18 protein-coding genes are annotated in these 21845 nt (G+C 64.1%); 11 read left to right on the plus strand and 7 right to left on the minus strand.

Going from position 1 to position 21845, the window contains the following annotated elements; genetic code table 11:
• Positions 1-33: 33 nt before the first annotated feature.
• Positions 34-1086 carry a flotillin-like protein FloA gene (gene floA / locus SH412_RS28385; RefSeq protein ID WP_336521418.1) on the minus strand — a complete coding sequence of 351 codons (1053 nt, stop codon included), beginning with the start codon at positions 1084-1086 and terminating at the stop codon, positions 34-36.
• A 543-nt stretch (positions 1087-1629) separates the two neighbouring features.
• Between floA and SH412_RS28390 the strand changes: the two genes are divergently transcribed.
• Entirely contained in the window at positions 1630-2313 is a 684-nt protein-coding gene (locus tag SH412_RS28390) for a hypothetical protein (protein ID WP_336521419.1), read from the plus strand.
• A gap of 279 nt (positions 2314-2592) precedes the next feature.
• Positions 2593-3864, plus strand: coding sequence for a DUF2817 domain-containing protein (locus SH412_RS28395; protein WP_336521420.1), 1272 nt, complete (start codon positions 2593-2595; stop codon positions 3862-3864).
• Positions 3865-3876: 12 nt separating this feature from the next.
• Here the strand turns inward: SH412_RS28395 and SH412_RS28400 are convergent, their stop codons facing one another.
• The 3 genes from SH412_RS28400 to SH412_RS28410 form a co-directional block, all read right to left on the minus strand.
• Positions 3877-4395: a hypothetical protein gene (locus SH412_RS28400; protein ID WP_336521421.1), complete on the minus strand. Its 519-nt coding sequence runs from the start codon at positions 4393-4395 to the stop codon at positions 3877-3879.
• Positions 4396-4491: 96 nt separating this feature from the next.
• Positions 4492-5733 (minus strand): formylglycine-generating enzyme family protein, encoded by a 1242-nt coding sequence (locus SH412_RS28405; RefSeq protein ID WP_336521422.1) that lies wholly within the window; start codon positions 5731-5733, stop codon positions 4492-4494.
• 126 nt (positions 5734-5859) lie between these two features.
• Positions 5860-8022, minus strand: a complete 2163-nt coding sequence (locus SH412_RS28410) for a hypothetical protein (RefSeq protein WP_336521423.1) — start codon at positions 8020-8022, stop codon at positions 5860-5862.
• Between the two features lie 509 nt (positions 8023-8531).
• Here SH412_RS28410 and SH412_RS28415 point away from each other — a divergent pair.
• The 3 genes from SH412_RS28415 (at position 8532) to SH412_RS28425 (ending at position 10914) form a co-directional block, all read left to right on the plus strand.
• Positions 8532-9623, plus strand: coding sequence for a sugar kinase (locus tag SH412_RS28415; RefSeq protein WP_336521424.1), 1092 nt, complete (start codon positions 8532-8534; stop codon positions 9621-9623).
• Positions 9624-9635: 12 nt separating this feature from the next.
• Entirely contained in the window at positions 9636-10277 is a 642-nt protein-coding gene (locus tag SH412_RS28420) for a thioredoxin family protein (protein ID WP_336521425.1), read from the plus strand.
• Between the two features lie 94 nt (positions 10278-10371).
• Positions 10372-10914, plus strand: coding sequence for a TlpA family protein disulfide reductase (locus SH412_RS28425; RefSeq protein ID WP_336521426.1), 543 nt, complete (start codon positions 10372-10374; stop codon positions 10912-10914).
• Between the two features lie 91 nt (positions 10915-11005).
• Here the strand turns inward: SH412_RS28425 and SH412_RS28430 are convergent, their stop codons facing one another.
• Positions 11006-11506 carry a hypothetical protein gene (locus SH412_RS28430; RefSeq protein ID WP_336521427.1) on the minus strand — a complete coding sequence of 167 codons (501 nt, stop codon included), beginning with the start codon at positions 11504-11506 and terminating at the stop codon, positions 11006-11008.
• Positions 11507-11800: 294 nt separating this feature from the next.
• Between SH412_RS28430 and SH412_RS28435 the strand changes: the two genes are divergently transcribed.
• Positions 11801-12532 carry a DUF6655 family protein gene (locus tag SH412_RS28435; protein WP_336521428.1) on the plus strand — a complete coding sequence of 244 codons (732 nt, stop codon included), beginning with the start codon at positions 11801-11803 and terminating at the stop codon, positions 12530-12532.
• Between the two features lie 121 nt (positions 12533-12653).
• Here the strand turns inward: SH412_RS28435 and SH412_RS28440 are convergent, their stop codons facing one another.
• Together SH412_RS28440 and SH412_RS28445 are read right to left on the minus strand one after the other, a co-directional pair.
• On the minus strand, positions 12654-13841 hold the full coding sequence (locus SH412_RS28440; RefSeq protein WP_336521429.1) for a trans-sulfuration enzyme family protein: 1188 nt from the start codon (positions 13839-13841) through the stop codon (positions 12654-12656).
• Positions 13842-13861: 20 nt separating this feature from the next.
• Entirely contained in the window at positions 13862-15562 is a 1701-nt protein-coding gene (locus SH412_RS28445) for a fatty acid CoA ligase family protein (RefSeq protein ID WP_336521430.1), read from the minus strand.
• A gap of 263 nt (positions 15563-15825) precedes the next feature.
• On the opposite strand from SH412_RS28445, the gene SH412_RS28450 reads away from it, so the two are divergent.
• From SH412_RS28450 to SH412_RS28470, 5 genes are all read left to right on the plus strand, one after another.
• Positions 15826-16479: an FHA domain-containing protein gene (locus SH412_RS28450; RefSeq protein ID WP_336521431.1), complete on the plus strand. Its 654-nt coding sequence runs from the start codon at positions 15826-15828 to the stop codon at positions 16477-16479.
• Positions 16480-16835: 356 nt separating this feature from the next.
• Positions 16836-17330, plus strand: a complete 495-nt coding sequence (locus SH412_RS28455; protein WP_336521432.1) for a chemotaxis protein CheX — start codon at positions 16836-16838, stop codon at positions 17328-17330.
• A gap of 99 nt (positions 17331-17429) precedes the next feature.
• Positions 17430-17795: a response regulator gene (locus SH412_RS28460; RefSeq protein ID WP_336521433.1), complete on the plus strand. Its 366-nt coding sequence runs from the start codon at positions 17430-17432 to the stop codon at positions 17793-17795.
• Positions 17796-17925: 130 nt separating this feature from the next.
• Positions 17926-19875, plus strand: coding sequence for a sensor domain-containing diguanylate cyclase (locus SH412_RS28465; RefSeq protein ID WP_336521434.1), 1950 nt, complete (start codon positions 17926-17928; stop codon positions 19873-19875).
• A gap of 185 nt (positions 19876-20060) precedes the next feature.
• A complete protein-coding gene (locus tag SH412_RS28470; RefSeq protein ID WP_336521435.1) occupies positions 20061-21815 on the plus strand; it encodes a COG1361 family protein in 1755 nt (584 codons plus the stop codon).
• Positions 21816-21845 lie beyond the last annotated feature (30 nt).

Raw genomic sequence — 21845 nt, forward strand, 5'->3', positions numbered from 1 at the left:
TCCATCGCCCCGCCCGACCCTGTCGACCGGAATTCACCGGGTGACGGCCTGGCCGCCCAGCCCCTGGCCCGCGATCGCCTGCCGCATCTGGGTGTCGGCCTGGACGTTTTTCAATTCGTAGTAATCGAGAAGTCCGATCGCTCGACTCTGCAGCGCTTCGGAAATCGCCATCGGAACCTGCGCCTCGGCCAGCACCACCTCGGCCCGGTTCGCCTGAACTTTGGCGATCATCTCCTGTTCGCGGGCGGCGAACTCGGCACGGGTCTGCTCGGCCTTGGCCTGGGCGACCCGCATGTCGGCTTCCGCCTGATCGGCCTGCAGACGGGCGCCGATGTTGTCCCCGACGTCGATATCGGCGATATCGATCGAAACAATTTCGAACGCCGTCTGGGCTTCCAGGCCCTGATTGAGCACGGTCTGCGAAATCCGATCCGGATTTTCGAGGACGATTTTGTAGGACGACGTGGAACCAATCGCCTGCACGATCCCCTGGCCGACGCGTGCGATCACGGTTTCTTCCGTTGCACCGCCGATGAGCTGATGAATGTTGGTTCGCACCGTGACGCGGGCGCGGGCCTTGAGCTGAATGCCGTCGGCGGCGACTGCATCCAGAGTCTGCGTCCCTTTTCGCGGATCGGGACAGTCGATCACCTTCGGATAGACGCTGGTCCGGACGGCTTCGAGAATGTCCCGGCCGGCGAGGTCGATCGCCTGGGCCGTCTGCCAGTCGAGATCGATCCGGGCGCGGTGAGCGGCGATCAGGGCGCGAATCACCTTGAGGACGTTGCCCCCAGCCAGGAAATGGGACTCCATGTCGCGAACGCTGATGGGATAGACTTCCAGCAATCCGGCCTGGACGGCCATGATGCGCGCCCGGACGATCATCGTCGGGCTGATCTTGCGCAACGACATGAAGATCAGGTTGGTAAACGAGATCCCCGCTCGCGCGAACTTACACTGGACCCACAGGCCGATGTAGCGCGCGAAAACCAGCAGCAGCACCAGCAGCCCAATGACCACCACCACCGTAATGCCCGCGATGGCATTCGGATTGAGCTGAGCGAGTACGAGTTCCGTCGCTGGCATGGATGTCCCTGTTCCGTGCGAGGTCTCCGTCCAAATGCGTCGGGACGCCGGAAGCCCCGAACCAGTCCGACAGTATAACCGGACTCGGCCGGTTCGACAGCATTCCATTTCCGTTCACCCGCGTGCAGGTCGGTCGGGTTGAACTTTCGCCCGGGAGGGGGGCGGGATGTCGCAATCCGCATAATCGCGCCAGGCGGAAGAATGGCTCGGCGTGGCCCTCCTGCATTGCAGGCCCGCCCCGGAGCAAAGTTCCCTGCCCGCGCAGAATCCTTTAGCGGAATTTCTTGCCCTCGCGGGAGTTTCTCGCCAGTCGTATTGCGAGGTGCGTTCCAGAAAGCGGCGCCTGTATTCCGGAAAGAGTTGAGGATCGGCCGCCGAACCGCCCCGATTTTGCGTGCTAGAGTTGCCTTGAGCCGGAGTTGAACACAGGCCGTCAATGCTGTCCTGAGGGACGGGATTGGCGAACTCCGGGCCAGGTCAATTACCCAGTCTGCACTTGTCGAAGCGCGACCGCCACGACGGGCGAGACTAAGGATCAGCACCATGGGGTTCTTGAAGCGACTGTTCAAGAACACGTATCGCGACGGCGAATCCCGCCACGGACGGAGCAGTTTCGAGAACCTCTCCGAGGAGCAGCTCGAAACGCATCTGAACATCGCGCGGTATGGGAAATTCCGGCTCACCGACGCCATTCGGCCGTCCTACGATCTGCAGGTCGTCCCCAGCTCCGGATATCGACACGACGCCTATCAGGACCGCGATTCCGGTATCAAGATTCCCGTGCTGATGGCCTCCGTCAGCCGCGAGAAGCTGCTCGACGTCTTCTTCGACCTGCTCGATCCGCTGGGGAACGTCGTCGATGTCGTTCTCGAAACCAGTCACGACCGCCGAGGCGGCCATTCCGATCTGTATCGGGAAGATATCGACCTGCCGATCCTCAAGAGCGTTCTTTACGACTTCGAAGACGTTTTGCTCGACGACGGCTGCACCGGGCTGGCGGTGCTCAATCCGCGCATCCCCCTCGAAATTCAGTTCGACGAGCACAAACTCCTGATCTGCTACGGCCATGAACTGGTCGACTTCCAGGACACGCTCGACGATTACGGCCTCGACTGCGTCGAAGACATGAAATTTATCACCGAAGCGGAGCACGTCCACTCTTCCTCTGAAGAGTTCGGCCGCCGCTTCAACGAACTCAAGTACCGCCTCGGCATCGACGAAGACTAGCCGGCCGCCAGGGGCGGCCCCCGTGCCGACTTGGAGATGGGTAAGGCGTAGATGGCCGATTCGGCCGCGATGGGCTTGGCCCGGAGTTATGGCGGTCGGACCGAGTTCGAATCAGAGTCGACTGTTGGAATTTGAGTCCCTTCGGGTTCGAGAATTGGATTCTTGATCCGGAGGTTCTTTCTGGATTGCGGCGGATGCCGGCAATCTTTTTGTTCTGTCCGTTCCGAATCGGCGAGAGCCTCGCCGCGGCGCTGCCCCGCGCCGGAACCGGAGGGAGTCGTGAGAACGTTTTTGACGGTTTGCAGCACTCTGGCATGCGCCGGGAGTGCGTTTGTCGCTTATGAGCATCCAGAGTGGATTCGCCAGACGGCCCAGCACTGGGAAGCCTGGCGGAAGTCGTCGGCGACAGCTCCCCCTGCGACGCCGATCGCGCGGGCCATTGATGACGCCGCCGGCCAGGTAAACCTGGCGGCGACGGAGCTGCGCAATCGAGTGGACGATGTCGAGAGCCTGCCGGTCGCCGGAAAGCCGCTTGACCAGTGGTTCAGCGAACTGAGCGGGCTGGCGACGGCAGCGAGCTCCGCTTCGGTTCAATCCGGACCTCGGCAGAACGGAGCCGTCGACGAGCTGCAGGATGCCGCTCGGGCGTTGGCGGGACGTCGTTCCGAACCGGCTGACGCATCAGGCGCCATGCCCGCAGACCCGCTCGTCGTCGAACGGGATCTCTCCCAGCTCCGCACACCGCAGAAGGTCTCGGCGGGCGAAGCGCTGGTTGCACGGCCGGCTTCGACCTCCCGCGGCGTCCCTTCGGCTTCACTGTCGTCGCGCACGCTCGGCCAGGGACCGTTGCGGACGCTGGTCGTGGCGGGCCTCAATGGCGAAAACCAGGGCGCCGTCGCGGCCGCCGAAGAATTGATCTCGCAACTGACGCGCCAGCCGGCGGTTCTTGAGAATCAGACCTTTCTGCTGATTCCCCGGGCGAATCCCGGCGGGCTGCAGGCGGCGCGACGCTTCAACGACAGCAATGTCGATCTCAACCGGAACTTCCCGGGCCGGCGGTATCGTCCGCAGGTGGAGTTTTCCGGGACCTGTCCTGCGAGCGAAACCGAGACGCAGCAGCTCCTGCGACTGATGTTCGAGTTTCAGCCGGAACGAGTCATTCACATTGTCGAGGATCCGCTGGCGACGCGCGTTCTCTTTAACCGGGCCGCGACGGAACTGGCCGGCCAGCTTCATCAGCAGCACCAGATTGCGATCGAAAGGCTCGACTTCGACCGTCTGCCAGGCTCGCTGGAGGAGTTTTCCGACGGCACGTTTCATGTGCCGGTACTGGTGATCGGGCTCAAGCCCGGCGAGTCGGCCGGACTGTTGGCCGCTCTGGTTTCGACGACGGAACCGGGCGAGCAGAATTCCCCGGAATTCCCCGCCGAGCCGGAGCCAGCCGAACCTCCCGCAGCGCCTGTCGGGCCGGTCGCCGGTCCGCGAAACTCCACGCCAGCGGTTCCCGCCAGCGGGCGCGGCTACGAAGAGTTGCCCCCGCCGCCGCAGTGACAAGTTTCCGGATCACGAGGACCGGGCGGCAATCTGTTCGAGAGAGGCGGCCACGCGCTGCCGGGCCGACCGGGCTTCGCGAATGACCGCGACAACTCGGTCGGGATGCGGCACGCCGCGAAGTTCGAGCAGCGTCTGCCCCTGGGAGTCGTTCAGCCGAAGATCGGCGGTCTGGAAGAACGAACTGCGAGAATCGGGATCGACCAGGATTTCGTGAATGTCCTCCAGCAGCGCCTGCTGGACAGTCCGCCCCCCCAGAATCCGGACGCGTTTGACGGCGCGATTGGTGATCGCGTAGTGCTCGCCAGTCACCTTGAGCGCAAAGTAGGCCGCCAGGGCCAGCGGCGCCGTCGGCGGTACGAACAGCAGGTAGGACAACCGGATTTGCCCGAAACCCTGCGGAATCAGGTTATAGAGCCGATCGAGGGTCTTTCCCAGCCCGGTCATGGCGATGGACGGGTAGATTTCCTCCAGCGGCCCTTCGCTTCCGGAACTGACACCACGGATAGCCTGCGGGGGACGAACGGGCATTGCACTCGGCGGTCAAAAGGAGTCGGTGACGTCCGCCAGACGGACAATCTGCCCGGGCGAACGGTTCACAGACTTTGGCCGAAACCGGTCCGCACGTCAATTCGACGTCGCCGGAGGCCGAAATCCGTTGGCCCTGGCGGCCGGCGGCTCGCCGGGCAGAGCCACGCGAAGCACGCAGCGAAATCCGACGTCGGCCGGCCGGTCCGCCATGTTGGCCCCGGCCCGAGTCCAAGCCGACCAGTCTTCGGCCCCCCCCTTGACGACTCGATGGCTGGTCGTGGTGGCCTTGCGGGGACCGGGCCAGTTCTTGATTGTTCCGGAACCCGATGCGCGGGCTTCCCGATGCCCTTCTTCGGAATACCAGTCGCTGCACCACTCCCGGGCGTTTCCGGCCAGATCGAATACGCCATAAGGACTCAGATCTGAACGGTAGGCCGCCACTTGGGAAATCGATTCGGGCTTTCGGCCGTCGGGCCACAAGGCCCGTCCATTCCCCCACGGCGCGCGGAAACCGTCGGGACCTCGGGCCGCTTTCTCGAACTCGGCCTCGCTGGGCAAATCCTTGCCGGCCCATTTGGCGAAGGCGTTGGCCGTCGACCAGGAAATCCCCAGCGCGGGAAACGCGGGGAGCGCCCCCGCATTCAACGGCTCCTGCGGACGCGGCCGTTTGAGATCCCGGAGGTCCGTGCTGTATCGGTCGTATTCGGCGAGCGTGACTTCCGTCACGTCCATGTAATAGGAGTCGAGCAATACGGGCACGCGCGGTCGGGCGTTCTCCGGACCGATATCGGTCCCCAGATAACTGACTCCGGCGGGAATCAGAACCATTTCCGCACCGGCCTTTTCGTCGATAATTCGCAGCGGCAATCCGGCGGACGAATATCCTGCCGCACGGACTGCCTGAAATCCGGACGGCAGCGTAAAGCCCGGCGCGGGCGCGCCGGCCGTCCTCCCTGCCCCACCCGGAGTCGCCACCTGATACTGGTTGAGGTCGCCAGACGAAACCGCGGCGACGACAGTCACCTGGTCCTCCGGGAGCACCGTGCCGATGGCCAGGACATCGAATGTCGGCCCGGCGGCTGCAACTTTGAAAGCGTCGCGAGGATCGACGCCATCCGGCAGGCTGGAAACCTCCTTCTTGGCCGTCGACGCCGGTGAACTGGCGACCGGACGCGGCGGCGGCGCGGCGGCGACCTTCGCCCCCTGCGTTTCCGCAGGCGTCGCGAGTCGATTCGGCGGGGCCGGCGCACTTGGGACGGCGGGATTCCCTCCGCAGCCCGTCGGCAACAGCGCCAAACCGGCAATGAACCAGAATTCGAAGTGCCGACGGACGGTCATGGCGGGCCACTCGCGGGGTACGGACGTCCCTGCGATTGTCGGGTACGCCGGCTCATGCCGCAAGACGAACCTGAATTGTCCGAGAAGTTTCCTGCAATCTCAGGAAATGAGGTCTCGCCGTGGAACTTACGGGGCCGTTGGAGCTCCGTTGGCTGGTGCGGAGGCATTCGCGGGCTCTTGAGCGGCAGGGACTGCGGGGGCGGATTCGGGAGCGGATGCCCCGGCCACCGGAATCAGCACGCTCCCCAGAACTTCCTTCGTCTTGTCGTTCTGCACCCACGCGGCAACTTCCAGCGACTTCAGCTCCAGGGGCTTGACGGGGAACTTGATCCGGCGACCGGCTTCGAATTCCGCCAGATAGCTCTCGATCTGCTGACGCAGCTCGGCCAGTGGAATCGAAGTGTCGTATTTCAGCTCCCCTTTGCGGACCGCGGCGCCGCGGGCGCCGCCAAGCATCGCTCGTAGCACGTGATGATGGTCGCGGATGCCGTTGGTGCCGGCGTAGTCCACCTGTCTTTCCACCAGCGCGACGCGAAGGCGGAGCGCCCCCGAATCGTCTGTGGAAAATCCCGTCGCGCCTGCGGAAACCGTCAACAGTCCGTCCTGAAGGGCCGCGGTTGCCGAGACCTGTGCTCCGGGGGACATGACCAGCCGCTGATCGATCACGTTGCGGAGTTGAAGGTAGTTCATCTCGACCTGTTGCAGCAGCCCGCCGATTCCCGAGGGAATCAGTCCGCGTTCGCCCTGCAGCGACATGCCGTCGATCATCGCCCAGGGAGTCCCCTGGGCTTCGTAATAGCTGTACCGTTCTTCGCCGTCGAGGTTGGCGAGGGGGTCGGGCAGCGGAATGTGCTGGTGAATCTGCAGCACGATGACGTCCTTATCGGAGTACGTCTGCTGGACTCCCCAGGTGGCAAGATCCGCCGCGATACACGGTCCGCACTCCGTGCCGGTAAACAACTCCAGCAGGACCGGGCGAGTTGGCGCCGCCACCGCCGCCGGGGCGCGCTCCCTGGCGTTGGCAATTAATCCGGCGAGGCTTTGTTCATAAACCTGCCTCAAGTGGGCGTCGAGACCGTCGCGAGACCCCCTGGACTTTTCCCAGAGCTCGGTCAGAACGTCTCGGGGAGTCGGATCCCCCGCGGCGCGACCGATCTGGGGGCCCATTTCCTTGACCATCATCTCCAGCAGCGGGAGCGCCACGATCTGCGAATAGTAGTCGATCGCCTTGTCGGTCTCGTCATGGTCGGCGGAGTATCTGGCAAGTTCGTAGAGGACTTCAAAGTTGTAATGCTGCGTGGTGAGCTTGGGATCGGACAAATAGTCCCGGGCCGCCGTTCGTTTCGCCTCGTCGCCGGACCTCAAATCGAGCAGCGCTTGTTCGACGAGCGCGTTGGTGCGGGCGGCCTTGATCTGGTCCTTCCAGTTCGAAAGCTCATCGCCGATCCCCTGCTCGAACTCTTTGAGGAGCGACAGGACCATGTCGGGAAAGAGCCGGTTTCGCGTCAGTTGCACCGCGGAAATGATCCGGGAACGAAGCTCCATCCGCGGTCCCCAGGTGGCGGCGGACTTCGCGTAGCCGCTGACGATTTTTTCCGCCTGCGCACGAGTCGGCTCGACGCGCCGAAGTTGTTCGAGCACTCCGGAGTAGGCGTCCAGCGCCAGGGGGCTGTCATAGGCCTCCTGAGCCGCCCGCAGGATCGCCGCAACCGGCTTCTCCTTCTCGGCAGCCGCCTGCTTGAAGACGTCAATCCCTGGCGGCGGCAGCGCCTGGGCCGATTTCTCCAGCGAATCGATCGACGTCGGCCACAGGCGGGCGGGACTCAGATCGTACGGCCCGAACGCGAAGGTCCCGCGCACGACCCCGTCCACAAGCCGGCCCTGAAAATTGACCGTACCCTGTTCGTTTTTCACGTCAAACTGAATCTGTTCCCCATCGACGGCAACGCGCGTAAACTCCGGCTTCGTCCGGTCGCGAGACGCATCCAGAAACTTGCCGGACCAGGCGTTCTCGGGCCCCCGGCTGATTTCAAACAGCCAGAGCACGATGTCCTGTCCCTGACTGCTGAGAAACAGCGACCAGCGCCCCTCGAACCCCGTGGCTCCTTCGCGGAACGGCGGGGCCGGTCGACCTTCCTGATCGGTCAGCGTGACCGTCGCCGGCTTTGAAGAAGCGACGGCCCCGGCTTCCTGCGGTGCGGCACTCCCCGGAGGCTTCTGCGGGCAGCCGCAGAGCACCACGACCATCAGGCAGGCCAGCAGGGCGGACCATCGACGACGCAATTCCATCGGGAATAATCCTCTCCGCAACACCGGCGAGGCGCGGCGGTCATGAGCGGGGATAGCCTGTCACACGGCCGGATCAAGACTTCCCGGCAATTCTAATCAATGGCGCACGGCGAATCCCAGACTGGCTGATCTCTGAAGTCTTCGCCGGTCCGAACGAAAAACGAAAAAAGCCGGGATCGGAACTGAACGTTCCGGTCCCGGCCGGTAGAAATCGCTCCCCACGGCGGTCGAGTCTATGGTGCAAAAGTTCAGGGGAGCGGTATTCTGATGTGCGAAGGGTTGACAGACTACTCGACGCCAATCTGGAAATCAACTCGACGACAGTCGCGGCCAGTCGCCGGTCCGCCCCAGTCACCAGAAAACGATTTCAGACGGTTTGCCGAAGTTCCCCAATCGTCGCGCCGCGCCGGTCCGCTCGACCCTGCCCGCACCAGCCGTTAGCATCGGGGAAACTCCATCCGCTGCTCCCCCCGGGGACGTCGGCGTTTCCATCCTGATCGAGGTTGACCATGCGGGTTGTCACGTTCGGCGAAATCATGCTCCGGCTCATGCCTCTCGGCGGCCAGCGCTGGCGGCAGAGCCTGCCGGGCGAATTGTCGGCCACCTACGGCGGCGCCGAAGCCAACGTGGCCGTCTCGATCGCGCTGCAGGGAGGGAAGGCCGCGTACTGCACCGCGGTTCCCGATAACATCGTCACCGACGGCCTCGTCCAGGAAATGCGCAAGTACGGCGTCGACACTGACCTGCTGATCCGCACGAAGGAAGGCCGGTTCGGCATTTATTTCGTCGAACCCGGCAGTAATCAGCGCGGCAGCAACGTCACGTACGATCGCGCCGGCTCGTCGATCTCCATTGCCCCGCCCGAGACTTACGACTGGAACCGGATTCTCGACGACGCGGGCTGGTTTCACGTCACCGGCATCACGCCTGCGATCGGCAGCGCTTCAGCGGCCGCCGCCATCGCCGGCGCGAAGGCCGCCCGCGCCAAGGGAATGCCCGTCTCCTGCGATCTCAACTACCGCAAGAAGCTGTGGAACTGGGAATCGGGAACATCTCCGGCCACCCTGGCCCGCCGGGTGATGGGGGAATTGTTGCCGTCGGTGACAGTCCTGATCGCCAACGAAGAAGACGCCGAGCAGGTCCTGGGAATTCACGCTCCCGGCAGCAACGTCGAAGCAGGAACAATCGACCTCGACGGCTACGCCTGGACCGCCCGCGAAATCGTTCGCCAGTTCCCCCACATCGAGAAGGTCGCAATCACTCTGCGGGAGAGTTTTTCCGCCAACCACAACAACTGGGGGGCGCTGCTGTACGACGCCGCGACTGACGCCGTCCATGTCGCACCCACCGATGAGGCCGGGAAATACACGCCGTACGAAATGCACAACATCGTCGATCGCGTCGGAGCCGGGGACAGCTTCGGCGGAGCACTGATCTTCGCCTGCACCACGCCGGAACTGTCCGATCCGCAAACGGCCTTGCGCTACGCAGTGGCGGCCAGTTGCCTCAAGCATGGTCTCTATGGCGACTTCAACCTCTGCTCCCGCAGTGAAATCGAGACGCTGATGCAGGGAAGCGGTACCGGCCGGGTTCAGCGATAACGGAGTCAGGAAATGGGCTCGATTCGAGCGTTCATGGCGTCATGGCTGGCGCTGAGCCTGCTGTGCCTGGTTCAACCCGCCCAAGCCGGTAAATACAACCGGAAACTCAGCATTGGCGATGCCGCCCCGTCGTGGAGCGACGTGACCGGCATCGACGGCAAACAGCACGCCCTGGTCGATCTGAAAGCGGCCAAAGCCGTCGTTGTGGTCTTCACCTGCAATCACTGTCCGATCGCCACCGCCTACGAGGAACGCCTGAAACAGCTCCAGAGCGACTTCCGCGACCGGGGCGTGCAGGTCGTCGCCATCAGCGTCAGCCGATCGGAAGAGGATACGTTGGAACTGTTGCAGGCCCGCGCCCGCGAACGGGAGTTCAACTTCCTCTATCTGCAGGATCTGTCGCAGGATCTGGGCCGCCAGTATGGAGCCGCCGTGACTCCTCAGGCGCTGGTGCTCGACGGCGAGCGCAAAGTCGCCTATATGGGGGCGATCGACGACGACTGGCAGCACGCCGACAACGTCGGGGTCGCCTACGTCCGGGAAGCGGTCGAAGCAGTCCTGGCCGGAAAACCGCCGAAGCACACCGAAACCCGGCACACGGGTTGCGGAATCGAGTACGCCCGGACGCCACGAAAACCCGACGAGAAAAAATGACGAATTCCGAAGGCGGAGTGCCGTCAGCAATCGGTCGCCGGCATCATCGCAACTGACAACTGACAACTGACAACTGACAAAGGACGCTCTTCCCATGCTTTCACGGATGCGTTTCACGCCCCTGCTGGCAGTCCTCGTGACCGCAATTCTCTCGCTGGCCAGCCACGCAGCCCCTCCCGCCGGGGCGTCCGCGGTCGAGGTGGTCGATAAAGCCGGTTACGAAAAGATCCTCGCCCGGCACAAAGGGAAGGTGATTCTTGTCGACTGCTGGGCGACTTGGTGCGTCCCCTGCATCAAAGCGTTCCCCAAGACCGTAGAACTGTCCGAGCGCTACCGCAAGGACGGCCTGGCCGTGGTTTCGCTGTCGTTCGACTCGCTCAAAAAAGGCGAGGCTCCGCAAAGCGTTGTCGAGTTCCTCAAGGACAAGCACGCCGACTTCGACAACCTGATCAGCAAGCTCGACATCGCCGACGACGGGGCCGATGTCTTCGGAATTGAAGAGGGGGCTCTGCCCCACTTCAAACTCTACGGCCGCGACGGCAAGCTGCTGAAGACGTTCGCCTCGGGGGACGACGAGAAGACGTTCACGCACGAAGACATCGAACAGGCCGTGAAGGCGGCGCTGGCGAAGCGGTAAAGGGGGGGCGCGGCGTCGCCTCCGCCAGCATCGGCCTGAGGCCGAGTGGACGGTGCGCAAGTTTCAATCGGTCCAGCCCCTTACATGTATTTTATGATCTCAGCGGCAGTTCGGCGTCGAATTCGAGCAACGTTGGTTTCTCGGCGGCCCGGTAGTGCTGCATTGCCAGTAGAACTGCGGGGGCCAACAGGCAAAGCCCGATCGCAGCCTGCCACAGCCAGAAGCCGGCTCCGTAACCGACGACCGGGCGAGTATGGCCGGCTTCATTGACCATCATCTCGCGGATCAGAAAGCTGGTCAGCGCGAAGGCGACGGCCACCGCTGCAGATGCGAGCGCCGGACGGTATGACCGCGCCAGCGTCAGCAGCGTGCTCATCAGGAAGAATGGATTGGCCAGCCAGCCCAGCGCGTCGATCTGACCGTCCAACAACTGGAACAGCCCCAGCCAGCCGATGAGGAGCAGCCCGATCGCCGGCTCCGGTTCAGGTCGTCCCTCCAGCCGGAACGCCGGCAGACAGCACGCCGCGACAAACAGCAGCCAGCAGGACGCGGCGGCGACCGTCGACAGTTGCGGTTGGCGGAGGATGGTCACAGTCGGTTCCCGAAGTCAGGCATGCATCAACCGCGGCGTCAGTCCGGACACCCATGCTCGAACGCTACTTCGAAATCTCGCGGAGTCCAGTTCGTCAGTCCGGCGGTATTGCGGTACTCCTCGAAATCCGGGCGTCCGGTCCGATCTTGCCTTCCAGTCGCTGCGTCAGCTACAACCCCGCTCTCCCTGTCTATCTTCATTTCGAATTCCTTCGACGCGGACCGCCACGCCCCGGGCCAGGCTCTGTGGTCGCGCGTCACCGACGGCGCTCCGCGCGCCCAGGAGTGTCATCGTATGTCCAGCGCCCTTCGCTTCGGCCTGTGCCTGGTCGGCCTCGCCGCCTTCACGCTCGGCTGTTCCAGCACAAAACAATCCAACACCGCGCGAACGGCTCGCGAGCAATTGCTGGTTTCGAATGCCATCGATCAGTCGCTCTCGAAAGTCGATTTCACCCCGTTTCAGGGCTCCCGCGTCTTTGTCGACGACAAGTATCTGGAGTGCGTCGACAAGGGCTACCTCGTCGGTTCCATCCGGCATCGGGCGATGGCCAACGGCGCCGTCGTCGTCAACAAAATCGAGGATGCCGACGTCGTGATGGAACTGCGCAGCGGCGTCATCGGCACCGATATGGCCGACTCGTTTCTCGGTACTCCTGAGATCGTACTCCCCGGCATGCTGACCATTCCGGAAGTCCGACTCGTCAACCGGACCCGCCAGTCGGCGATGGCTAAGATCGGTCTCGTGGCCTACGACCCCAAGAACATGGCGGTGCTGGGGCAGGGGGGCGTTTCATCGTCCCAGTCCGAAGACAACAACTGGTTCGTGATGGGCGTCGGCCCCTGGCAGAGCGGTTCGGTCCGCGACGAAATCCGCCACTCGGTGCCGGTTCGCCCCAATCAGCCCTACCAGCCACTGCCGGTCTCCGTCGCCTTCCAGGAGCCGACGCTGCATCCCGCCGCACCCGGCAAGCTGCAGCTCACCGGAGAACAATCCCCGGCGGAAGAGAAACCTGCAGAGACGAAGTAAAAGGGAGGATTCGCCGCGCCGGGTGGCTGGCGTCGGAGTCCGCGACGACCCAGTCTTGAACCGTGTCTCACATTTGCCGCCCTGCGCCGGCAAATGAAACCCCATCGGGCGGCTCGCAAGCTTACAAACAGGCCAACCCCGCGCTCAGCTCCCGCTGCAGGTCTCCCGCGTCTTCCAGACCAACCGACAGCCGGACCAGCCCATCTCTGATGCCGCACGCAGCCCGCTCGGCGGCCGTCATGAACTTATGCGACGTCCCGGCAGGATAGGACAACGTCGTCCGGGCATCCGCCAGCGTGGGTGAGAACGGAATCGTCTCGGCCAGTTCGCGGAAGAACGCGTCAACGGCCGGCCGGCCTCCATTCAGCTCAAACGACAGCATCCCGCCGCAACCGCGCGTCAGCAGTCGCTCGGCCTGCCGCCGGGTGGGATGTGCCGGCAGGCCGGGATAATACACCCGGCCGACCTGCGGCTGCGATGCAAGAAACTCCGCCAGTATCTGCGCCGAGGCCGAAACTCGTTCGATCCGGAGCGGCAGCGTCCGCAGCCCGCGGGAGGCCATCCAGCACTCGTACGGATTGCTGTTGACGCCATAAAGGCTGCTGAGCCCCTTGATCCGCCGGATGCTGGCGCTCGGCCCGACGATCACTCCGAGCATCACGTCGCCGTGACCATTGAGATACTTCGACGCGCTGTGCCAGACCAGCGTGGCGCCGTGGTCGATCGGGCGCAGCAGGCAGGGGGTCGCGAACGTGCTGTCGACCAGCAGCGGGACGCCCCCCACGGCCGCCGCAATCGCCGGCAGGTCGGCGACCTCCAGCAGCGGATTGGAAACGCTTTCGACGATCGCCAGTTTCGTCCCCGGCGTCACCGCGGCGGCGAACTCGTCCGGCTGGTTGGCGTCGACGAAGGTGACCCGCACGCCGAACGAGTTCTGCAGGTGATTGAGCAACTGCCCGGTCCTGCCATAGAGGACGCGGGCGGCGACGAGATGGTCGCCCGATTTCAGCAGCGCCATCAGTGTCGCCGTGAGCGCTCCCATTCCCGAGGAGCAGGCGACGCCGGCTTCGGCCCCTTCCAGTCGGGCCACGTCCGAGGCGAATGCTTCCCGGTTGGGATTGCCATCGCGGGTGTAGATGTAACCCTGCGACTTGCCGCTCACCACATCGTCGAGCTGGCCCAGATCTTCCAGGTCGAACGCCGTCGTCTGGTAGAGAGGCGGGGCGCTCGGCCGCGTGACAAAGTCCGCCGCCCAGCCCCCGCGCGCTGCCTGCGTCGCCGGGGCTTCGCTGTCGGTTTGCTCGTTCATGGTCGCCTCCGGAATTGGGATCAGGACGGGGTTCCGCCCAGCGTCTTCGCCGCCCAGACCGCGAGTTTCTCGCGGAAGATCTTGGAATTGTGGCGGATGTCCACGGGAAATGCCTTGTGGATCAGAAAGGTCCGGATCCGGCGGGTCGCCTCAAAGCCGGCCCCACGCTCCCGCAGTTCGCGGAGCAGTCCCTCGGCGGAGGAGCGCGGAGCGGTCCGTTCGCATTCGACGCAGACAACCGGCTCCATCCGGCCGCCGCGCCGAACCCCGACCAGAGCCGTGCGGAACACGCCGGGATGCTCGTTGAAAATGCCTTCGACCGGATCGGTAAACAGCGTTTCCTCGTCGAGGACGACGCGGTGCGACTTGCGACCGCAGAACCAGAGTCGCCCCTGCGGATCGAAATAGCCGACGTCTCCCATACGATGCCACACGCCGTCGGTTTCGGCATCGGAAATCTTGGCCAGCGCCGTCAGATCGGGGCGACGGAAATACTCCCGCGTGACCATCGGACCGCGAACGGCGATCTCTCCGATCTGCCCGGGAGGCAGCACAAGAGCCTCGTCCCATGCGGAAATTGGATCGTCGCTGATCCGGATGATCCGGACGTCAATTCCCGACACCGGACGTCCGACGCATGTTCCCGCACCGACGGCAGTCTGGAAACGCGTTTCGCTCAGGACTTCGTCGCTGCCGATCACGGCGACGGGCAGTGACTCGGTCGCTCCGTAAGGCGTAAAGATCCTGGCGTCCGGGCCGAGCAGCCCGCGAAACCGTTCCAGGACTGTCGGCGAAACCGGGGCGCCCGCCGAAAGGACGCGCTTCAGCGTCGGCAGCCGCGGTGCTGCGGGCCGGGCGAGTCCGGCGGCAACGATGTCCCGCGAGACCCGGTTCAGCAGCGCGGGCGAGCCGAACAGATTGGTCACGCCGAACCGCCGCACGGGACCGTCGACTTCGCGCCAGTCGACGCGCGCCGGCCGGGTGGCGTCCATCCGCGGAATGATGGCGGTCATGCCCAGGGCCGGCGCAAACAGGGCAAACAGCGGAAACGTACAGAGGTCGACTTCGCCCGGCTCGATGCCGAAAGCCGTTCTCAGCAATTCGACCTGCGTGACGAAGGTGCGATGGGAATAGACCGCTCCCTTCGGCACTCCCGTGCTGCCGCTGGTGAACAGAATTGCCGCCGGATCCTCGGCGGTTGTCAGGGCCGTCTCGTGATAGCGGTCGGCATCTGCACCACGTCCGGCGCGGTAGACATCGGCCAGCGTGCGGCCGCCCCAGCCGAATTTCCGGCCGACCGTGACCAGCGTTTTCAGCGATCCCTTTGACCAGCCCAGGAGCAGCCGGGCGACATGGGCCTTTGAAATTCCGACAAATGCTTCCGGTTCGGCCTCCGCCAGACACTTTCCAAGATTCCGCACTCCCATGCCAGGATCGACGAGAACCGGCACGGCCCCGACATGCAGCAGGGCAAAAGTGAGCTGGAAGAACTCCGGCGACGGGGGGACCATCAAGACGGTCCGGACGCCCCGGCCGATGCCGCACTGAACCAGTCCGGCAGCCAGTTCGCGGACTTCGCCGGCCAGCTCGCCGAAGGTCCAGGTCTTATAGGTGAGCAGGTCGACGTCGGTCTGTTTCCCGCTGGGGACATACAGCGCCGGCTGATCCGGTCGCAGCCGGGCGTGTTTCTGCAAGCTGGCGGCGATGTTTACGGGAGTCATGCGGCGCGATACTCGTCGTCGAAAAGACCGAACTCGGGCGAGCAGACAGAGTACCCGCCGCTCCCCGGTCAGGGAACGTCGACACGTCGCCGAATGCCGGATTGAAGCCCTGCAAGTCGGACGCTGTCGTCGGACTCGACTTCCTCGCGAGAAAAGGCGGCTGGTTGACGCTGAGAAATCGCGAGTGGTACAAGTTCCCCTGTACGGGATCGAATGCCGGTCGCGCCGCCGACGGGCTGAAACTCCACACAGACGGATCTTCGATGGCCCGGATTGCGTTGCAGGTGCTCGACGGCATGGAGCGTGGACGGATCTTTTCCGACCTCCTCACCCCCTTCACGATCGGCCGTGAAGACGACAACGAAGTCCAGCTCAACGACGACCGGGTCAGCCGCTGCCATGCCAAAGTTCAGGACGACGGCGGCAAGATCATTCTCACCGACCTCGGCAGCACCAACGGGACCCGCGTGAACGGTCATGTTGTACACATGCACGTGCTGCAGACCGGGGACCTCGTTCTCGTCGGACGCTGCCTGCTGCTGATCGGCGCGTCGCCCGAGCCCCTCGTGCGATCGGGACCTGCCGATTCGACGTTGCTTCCGGGGCAGGATTCGGGCGTTTCCGACGATTTTGACGTGGAGTTCGCCCCGCTGGTGCAGGACCTGCCGCTGATGCCGTTGTTTCCCCGCCATCTGCCGGAGCTTCCGGAGAATCTGCGGGGTCTCCAGTACGTCCAGCTCACCGACCTGCTCGGCAATCTTCATAGCCGGCTGGGGATTGTCCTCCAGCTCGCGGTCGAGGTCCGTCGTCCCGAGGGGACGACGGCCATCGAACTCGATTCCGTCGCCTGGCGGCACCTGCTCGAGACGCAAGCGGCCCTGGCGACTTATCTGCACGACCTGACCGAACCGGTCTGAATCGCGTCGTTTCGTCAACGACAGCCGTTCCGGTTGTGCGAGGCGACGCGGACCTGATTCCTGCGGAACGCGGCTTCGTAAAAAGTCGAGCCGATGGCCCGATCATGTTGTGCTGCAACAACTTGTAGAGACCTCGATCTGTCGCGACGTCGCGTGAGGCGCCCGCGCCAGGATTGCTCGGGGCGCCGCGACTGTTCCTCGGGTTCAACGTGGCGATGAAAAAATGTTGCCAGAAGACAGCACGTTTTGCTTCTTGACCTATGTTTCAGGGACTCGGTGAATGCGCCGAGGACTTGCCCGTTGGCCCGCGCCCTGCAACACGCCACCTGCAGAAGCGACTCCTGGAGTCATTCACGATGACCACTGCTCAAGCGACCGGCGCAGGATCGGCGCTCACCGCCGAATACATCAATCCCGTGATTTCGGCCACGCGCAGCGTGTTTGAAATGATGCTCGGCTGCACGCCGACGCGAACGGGGCTGTATTTAAAGCAGGAAGGGGCGCCCTATCACGAAGTCAGCGCCGTCATCGGCGTCTCGGGGCGCGCGACAGGCACCATTGTCGTCAGCTTGTCGACGGAGGCGGCCTGCAGCGTGCTCGAACGGATGGTCGGAATCGAGGCCACGGAAATCAATCGCGAAGTCTGCGACGCCGTCGGCGAGCTGACCAACATGATTGCCGGAGCGGCCAAAGCCCAGCTTGCCGCGCATCAGTTGTCGATCAGCCTGCCCAACGTGCTTTCGGGAAAGGGCCACGTGGTCCACTTTCCCTCCGAGGTCCAGCCGATCGTGATCATGTTCGATTCCGAAATCGGCGCGCTGGTGATTGAAGTCGGATTCAACGGTCTGTAGTTCATCCCGTTCCCGGGAACCGTCGACTTGCGGGCTGCAGGAAATGACTCCTCGCACGCAGGCGAAACTGCCCGTCAGTGTGCGAGAGGGTCATGATCCATGAAAGTCCTGCTGGTCGATGATTCGGGCACGATGCGCACCATTCAGAAGCGGTGCCTCAGCAAGCTCGGAGTGGAAGATGTCGTCGAGGCCGAAGATGGCGTTCAGGCGCTCATCATGTTCGAGGCCGGCACGTTCGATGTCGTCCTGACGGACTGGAACATGCCGAACATGGACGGGCTGACGCTGCTGAAAGAGATCCGCCAGCGCAACCGCGAGATTCCCGTCATCATGATTACGACGGAAGCCGAACGGGCGCGCGTCGTGCTCGCGATCCAGTCGGGCGTTTCCGACTATCTGGTCAAGCCGTTCACTCCGGACGGGCTGAAGGAAAAGCTCGAACGCTGGGTCGGCGCGAAGCTCTAGACCTCCTGCTGCAGCCATCCCAGTTCAGAGCGCCTTTCCGCCCGGCGGGCGAACGGCCGCCACCGAAGCGGCGAAACTTTCATCCACCCCGATCCGCCGTTCAGGCGCGCATTGCTTCCGCGAGACGATCATGCTCGACCCCCGCCATATCTGGGCCTCGTCGCAGTTGCCGACGCTTCCCGCCGTCGCCATCGGTCTGCTGGACCTGGCGAAAGATCCGGAAACCGAGATTCGCGACGTCATCGATCTGGTCAAGTCCGACCCCGCCATCTCGGCGAAGCTGGTCAAAGCGGCCAATTCGACCTTCTTTGGTTTTCGCTCCGAAGTCCGCTCGATCGACCGGGCCGTTCCGCTGCTCGGAACGACCGTGACCACCTCGCTCTCGCTCAGCTTCTCGCTCACCGATGAATCGATGGCCGCCGGTCCGATGGCCGCGCACTACAACAAATACTGGCAGCAGTCGGTCGTCCAGGCCTCGGCCGCCGAAAGTCTCTGCCGGCTGGTCGGCCACGGACTCGCCAGCGAGTACTTTCTCATCGGGCTCCTGCTCGATCTCGGTCGACTGGCCATGCTCAAGGTCGTGCCCCGGGAATACCGGGTTCCGCTGGAGGCGTTCGAGTCGAACGGCAAATCTCTCGTCGACACCGAACGCGAACATCTCGGAATCGACCACGTTGAGGTGGGCGTCCAGCTCATGACCAACTGGAAATTGCCCGACAGCCTGATTCGCGCCGTCGAGACTCATCACGCCTCCGCGCCGGAGATCGTTGCGCGGCACGGCGACGCCGAATGCAATCTCGCCGCCGGGGCGGCCGTCGCCGCCTGCGTGGGAGACTACTTCTGCAACTCCTCCAAAGGCCGCGCCCTGGAGCAGTTGAAGGCTCTGACGCACGAATTTTTCCAGCTCGATGACGCCAGCCTGACGCGGTATCTCGATGCGGTCGGCGAGCGCCTGGTCGCCGCCGCCGAACTCTTCAACGTGGATCTCAGCCACATTCCCAGCACCGCCGATCTGATGGTCCAAGCGAACGAACAACTGGTCAACCTGACTCTGCGCGAACATGTCGCCAATACTCAGGCCACCGTGCGGCAGCAGGTGATGGAACGGGAGCGCCAGCAGCTCGAAGATCTCAACCGCGAACTCGCTCAGCAGGCCATGCACGACGGCCTCACCAAGGTCTACAACCGCAAATTCTTCGACGAGACCCTCGAACGCGAAGTCGTCCGCGCCCGCCGGTCGGCCAGCCCGGTCGGCGTGATTCTGATCGACGTCGACCGATTCAAGGTGATCAACGACACCTACGGGCACCCGTTCGGCGACGTCGTGCTGCAACAGATTGCCCGCGTACTGGCGGGCACCATCCGCGGCGCCGACGTCATTTCCCGCTACGGCGGGGAAGAGTTCGTCGTGCTGGCCAACCAGCCGACGGAGAAGGGCCTGGAGAAACTCGCCGAGCGCCTCCGCGAACGCGTCGAACAGGAATCATTCCTTTTCGGCTCGACGGAAATTCCCGTGACCGTCAGCGTCGGCGCCGCCATCACGATCCCCGCCCGCAACGAGACGGGGACGCCGTCCAGCCTCGTTTCCGCCGCCGACGAATGCCTCTACCGATCCAAGTCGGACGGTCGGAATCGCGTGACGATCCGCTCGCTCGTCACCGCGGCCGACCGCGAAATGTTTGCGCTGGTGAATCAGCATCGCTTCAGCCGGTGGCTCGTCGCGGAGAAGTACCTCGACGTTCCGCAGATTTCCCGCGCTCTGGTTCAATGCCACACCGATCATTGCCGGATGGGCGATCTTGCGGTTCGCGCCGGCTACCTGACCGAGTCGCAGGTGGCTGCGATTCTCGAAATGCAGTCGACGGTCGGCGAGCGGTTCGGGCAGCTCGCGGTTCAGACGGGCGCGCTGGATCGCGAGCATGTCGTCCATCTCCTGGCGCTGCAGCAGGAGAATCCCCAGCAGCTCGCCGCCGCCATCGCCCGTCTCGGATTGATGTCCCCCAGTGCCACGATGGTTGCGCTGGAGGAGTACCAGAAGGCGAATGTTCCAGCGGGAACCCCCCTCGTCGGAACTCGGTGATTCGAGAGCCGCTCCCCCGTTTTCAGGTCTGAACGCCCGGTTTCCGCTTTTCGAGCTGACGGGAATCTGCTATTGGAAGAGGCTGGTCGTCGACTTTCTCCTCCGATCGCGCTCCGGCAGGGCCTCTGGCACTCGACGGGGCGTTGATTTCAGTTTGAACCAGGACGGCCACGGAAGGCTCAGGCGTGCGTTCCCGCTTCTTACACCTGGTCCGACTCTCGATGCGCCGGCTCGCCCGCGACGCAGCGCTGCCAGTGCGCGAGTTCGGCGAGTTGCTGAGCGAGAAATGTGAACAGCTCGCAGTCCACCTGAACATTTTCCGCCGTTCGGTCAATCACTCGCCCGAGTGGTTTTTCGTGACGACGACCGGCTTCGTCGGCATCGGCCTGACGACGCTGATGTTCTTCGCCCTCACCGCCGACAAATTTCGCTGGCTCGGCACCGTTGGCGGGGGGCGCTCGGTCAAAGAGGCCCGCGAATACTGGGCCCGCGTTGAAGTTCAGAATCGTCCCTCGCTGGAGACGCGAGATCGGTTTTCGCAACCGGGCCCGCAGCTACTTTATGCCGTTCAGCTCGATCCAGGCGATGGCCCTTACTACGCGCGAGGCCGGTCCGACGATTTCGTATTTCCCGAAGCGCTCCCGTCGGAAACCAGGCCCGCCGCCGAGCCTCAGCCCATCGCGTCGGACTGGCCGGAGCTTCCCCCGCGCCGCGAAACGGATCGAGAAACCGCTGAGTTCGAATGGGATGTTCGCTTCGAACGCGTCGCGGCCGCCGCGGCGCCGATTCCCGATAATCCGCCAGTCACCGTCACGGCCCGCAGCGCCTTTCCCGAGCTGCTGAGGCAGGTTCGCCTGCGCGAAGCGGTCGGCGGCTGGTCCCGTTCGAGCGGTTCGTTTGACGCCGGTCCGGTGATTCCGGTCGCCTATGCGGACCGTCGCGATCTCCCCCCGCCGCCAGCGCGGTCCATCGATCGCAGCGCGACCGGACCGGCCGACCAGGTGCTGGATCACTCAATCCCATCGTCGGTCGAAGTTGGACTCGACCTGGCGCTGCTCGGTCCGATTCGCGGCCTGGCCCATCTAGTCCAGGAGTCGTATCTGAAGATTGCGAATCGAGGCTCGGACAGCCTGCCCCGGTTGCAGATCATTGAGCCCCTGGATCTGCTGGAGACCGTCGTCGACGCCCGACCGCTGGCGGAGGTCGCCGATGGCGCCCTCCGGCGGGAAATCGTCGGATTGAACAGCGGCAGCGAACGCCAGCTTTCCGTCCGCTGGGTTCCGCGCGAGCCGGGCCGCTACCGGCACGAAGTCACGATCATCGCCGAAGCTCTCGTGGCGGCCGAGACCGAAGTCGGCTCGCCGCAGCCTCAGGGACAGCCCCTGCTGGCGATCTCGGCCCGGAAGTTAACCTCCAGCGTCCGCGTGGACGACACGCTGGAAGTCGAGATCGAAGTCCGCAATGAAGGTGACGCCGACGCCCGCAACGTCGCGGTCTACGCCGACGTCTCGTCGGCATTCGACCATAGGTATGGCCGTGAGCTGGAGTATCGGATCGGCGACCTCCCCGCCGGGGGATCGCATCGGACGGTGCTGCGGCTGACCGGTCGGCAGCCTGGCGAAGGGCTCGTTTCGCTGCAGGCCATGGCCGCTGCCGCCGTGCCCGCCGCGACGCGAATCCAGTCGTCGATCCAGCCCCGGCTCCAGGACGCCCGTCAGCCAGTTACGACGACCGTCGGCCGACTTCCGCTCCCGGAACCGGCCCCCCGGCGGCCTGCACCGTCCCGGGAAACTGCCTCGACGGTCGCCGCCGCTCAGGAAGCGACCGACCGCAAGCAGACGCGTCCAGCGACCGCAGCGCCGTTGGGTGATGTCTGCCGCTGTTGCCCGCCGGTGATTCTGGTCAATCCGGCCTATCTCGTTCCGCCGCTGTCGTACTGAGACGGTTCCCGCCGCGGCGATCGTGGCGCT

It is taken from the genome of Planctellipticum variicoloris (assembly GCF_030622045.1).
In the GTDB taxonomy this organism is placed as follows: Bacteria; Planctomycetota; Planctomycetia; order Planctomycetales; family Planctomycetaceae; genus Planctellipticum; species Planctellipticum variicoloris.

What these genes read in the sequence shown, in the direction of transcription:
- floA (WP_336521418.1), bottom strand. Translation starts at nt 1,086, where the DNA reads ATGCCAGCGACGGAACTCGTACTCGCTCAGCTCAATCCGAATGCCATC.
- SH412_RS28405 (WP_336521422.1), bottom strand. Translation starts at nt 5,733, where the DNA reads ATGACCGTCCGTCGGCACTTCGAATTCTGGTTCATTGCCGGTTTGGCG.
- SH412_RS28455 (WP_336521432.1), top strand. Translation starts at nt 16,836, where the DNA reads ATGACCACTGCTCAAGCGACCGGCGCAGGATCGGCGCTCACCGCCGAA.
- SH412_RS28440 (WP_336521429.1), bottom strand. Translation starts at nt 13,841, where the DNA reads ATGAACGAGCAAACCGACAGCGAAGCCCCGGCGACGCAGGCAGCGCGC.
- SH412_RS28450 (WP_336521431.1), top strand. Translation starts at nt 15,826, where the DNA reads ATGGCCCGGATTGCGTTGCAGGTGCTCGACGGCATGGAGCGTGGACGG.
- SH412_RS28425 (WP_336521426.1), top strand. Translation starts at nt 10,372, where the DNA reads ATGCTTTCACGGATGCGTTTCACGCCCCTGCTGGCAGTCCTCGTGACC.
- SH412_RS28460 (WP_336521433.1), top strand. Translation starts at nt 17,430, where the DNA reads ATGAAAGTCCTGCTGGTCGATGATTCGGGCACGATGCGCACCATTCAG.
- SH412_RS28415 (WP_336521424.1), top strand. Translation starts at nt 8,532, where the DNA reads ATGCGGGTTGTCACGTTCGGCGAAATCATGCTCCGGCTCATGCCTCTC.
- SH412_RS28400 (WP_336521421.1), bottom strand. Translation starts at nt 4,395, where the DNA reads ATGCCCGTTCGTCCCCCGCAGGCTATCCGTGGTGTCAGTTCCGGAAGC.
- SH412_RS28410 (WP_336521423.1), bottom strand. Translation starts at nt 8,022, where the DNA reads ATGGAATTGCGTCGTCGATGGTCCGCCCTGCTGGCCTGCCTGATGGTC.
- SH412_RS28465 (WP_336521434.1), top strand. Translation starts at nt 17,926, where the DNA reads ATGCTCGACCCCCGCCATATCTGGGCCTCGTCGCAGTTGCCGACGCTT.
- SH412_RS28390 (WP_336521419.1), top strand. Translation starts at nt 1,630, where the DNA reads ATGGGGTTCTTGAAGCGACTGTTCAAGAACACGTATCGCGACGGCGAA.
- SH412_RS28435 (WP_336521428.1), top strand. Translation starts at nt 11,801, where the DNA reads ATGTCCAGCGCCCTTCGCTTCGGCCTGTGCCTGGTCGGCCTCGCCGCC.
- SH412_RS28445 (WP_336521430.1), bottom strand. Translation starts at nt 15,562, where the DNA reads ATGACTCCCGTAAACATCGCCGCCAGCTTGCAGAAACACGCCCGGCTG.
- SH412_RS28420 (WP_336521425.1), top strand. Translation starts at nt 9,636, where the DNA reads ATGGGCTCGATTCGAGCGTTCATGGCGTCATGGCTGGCGCTGAGCCTG.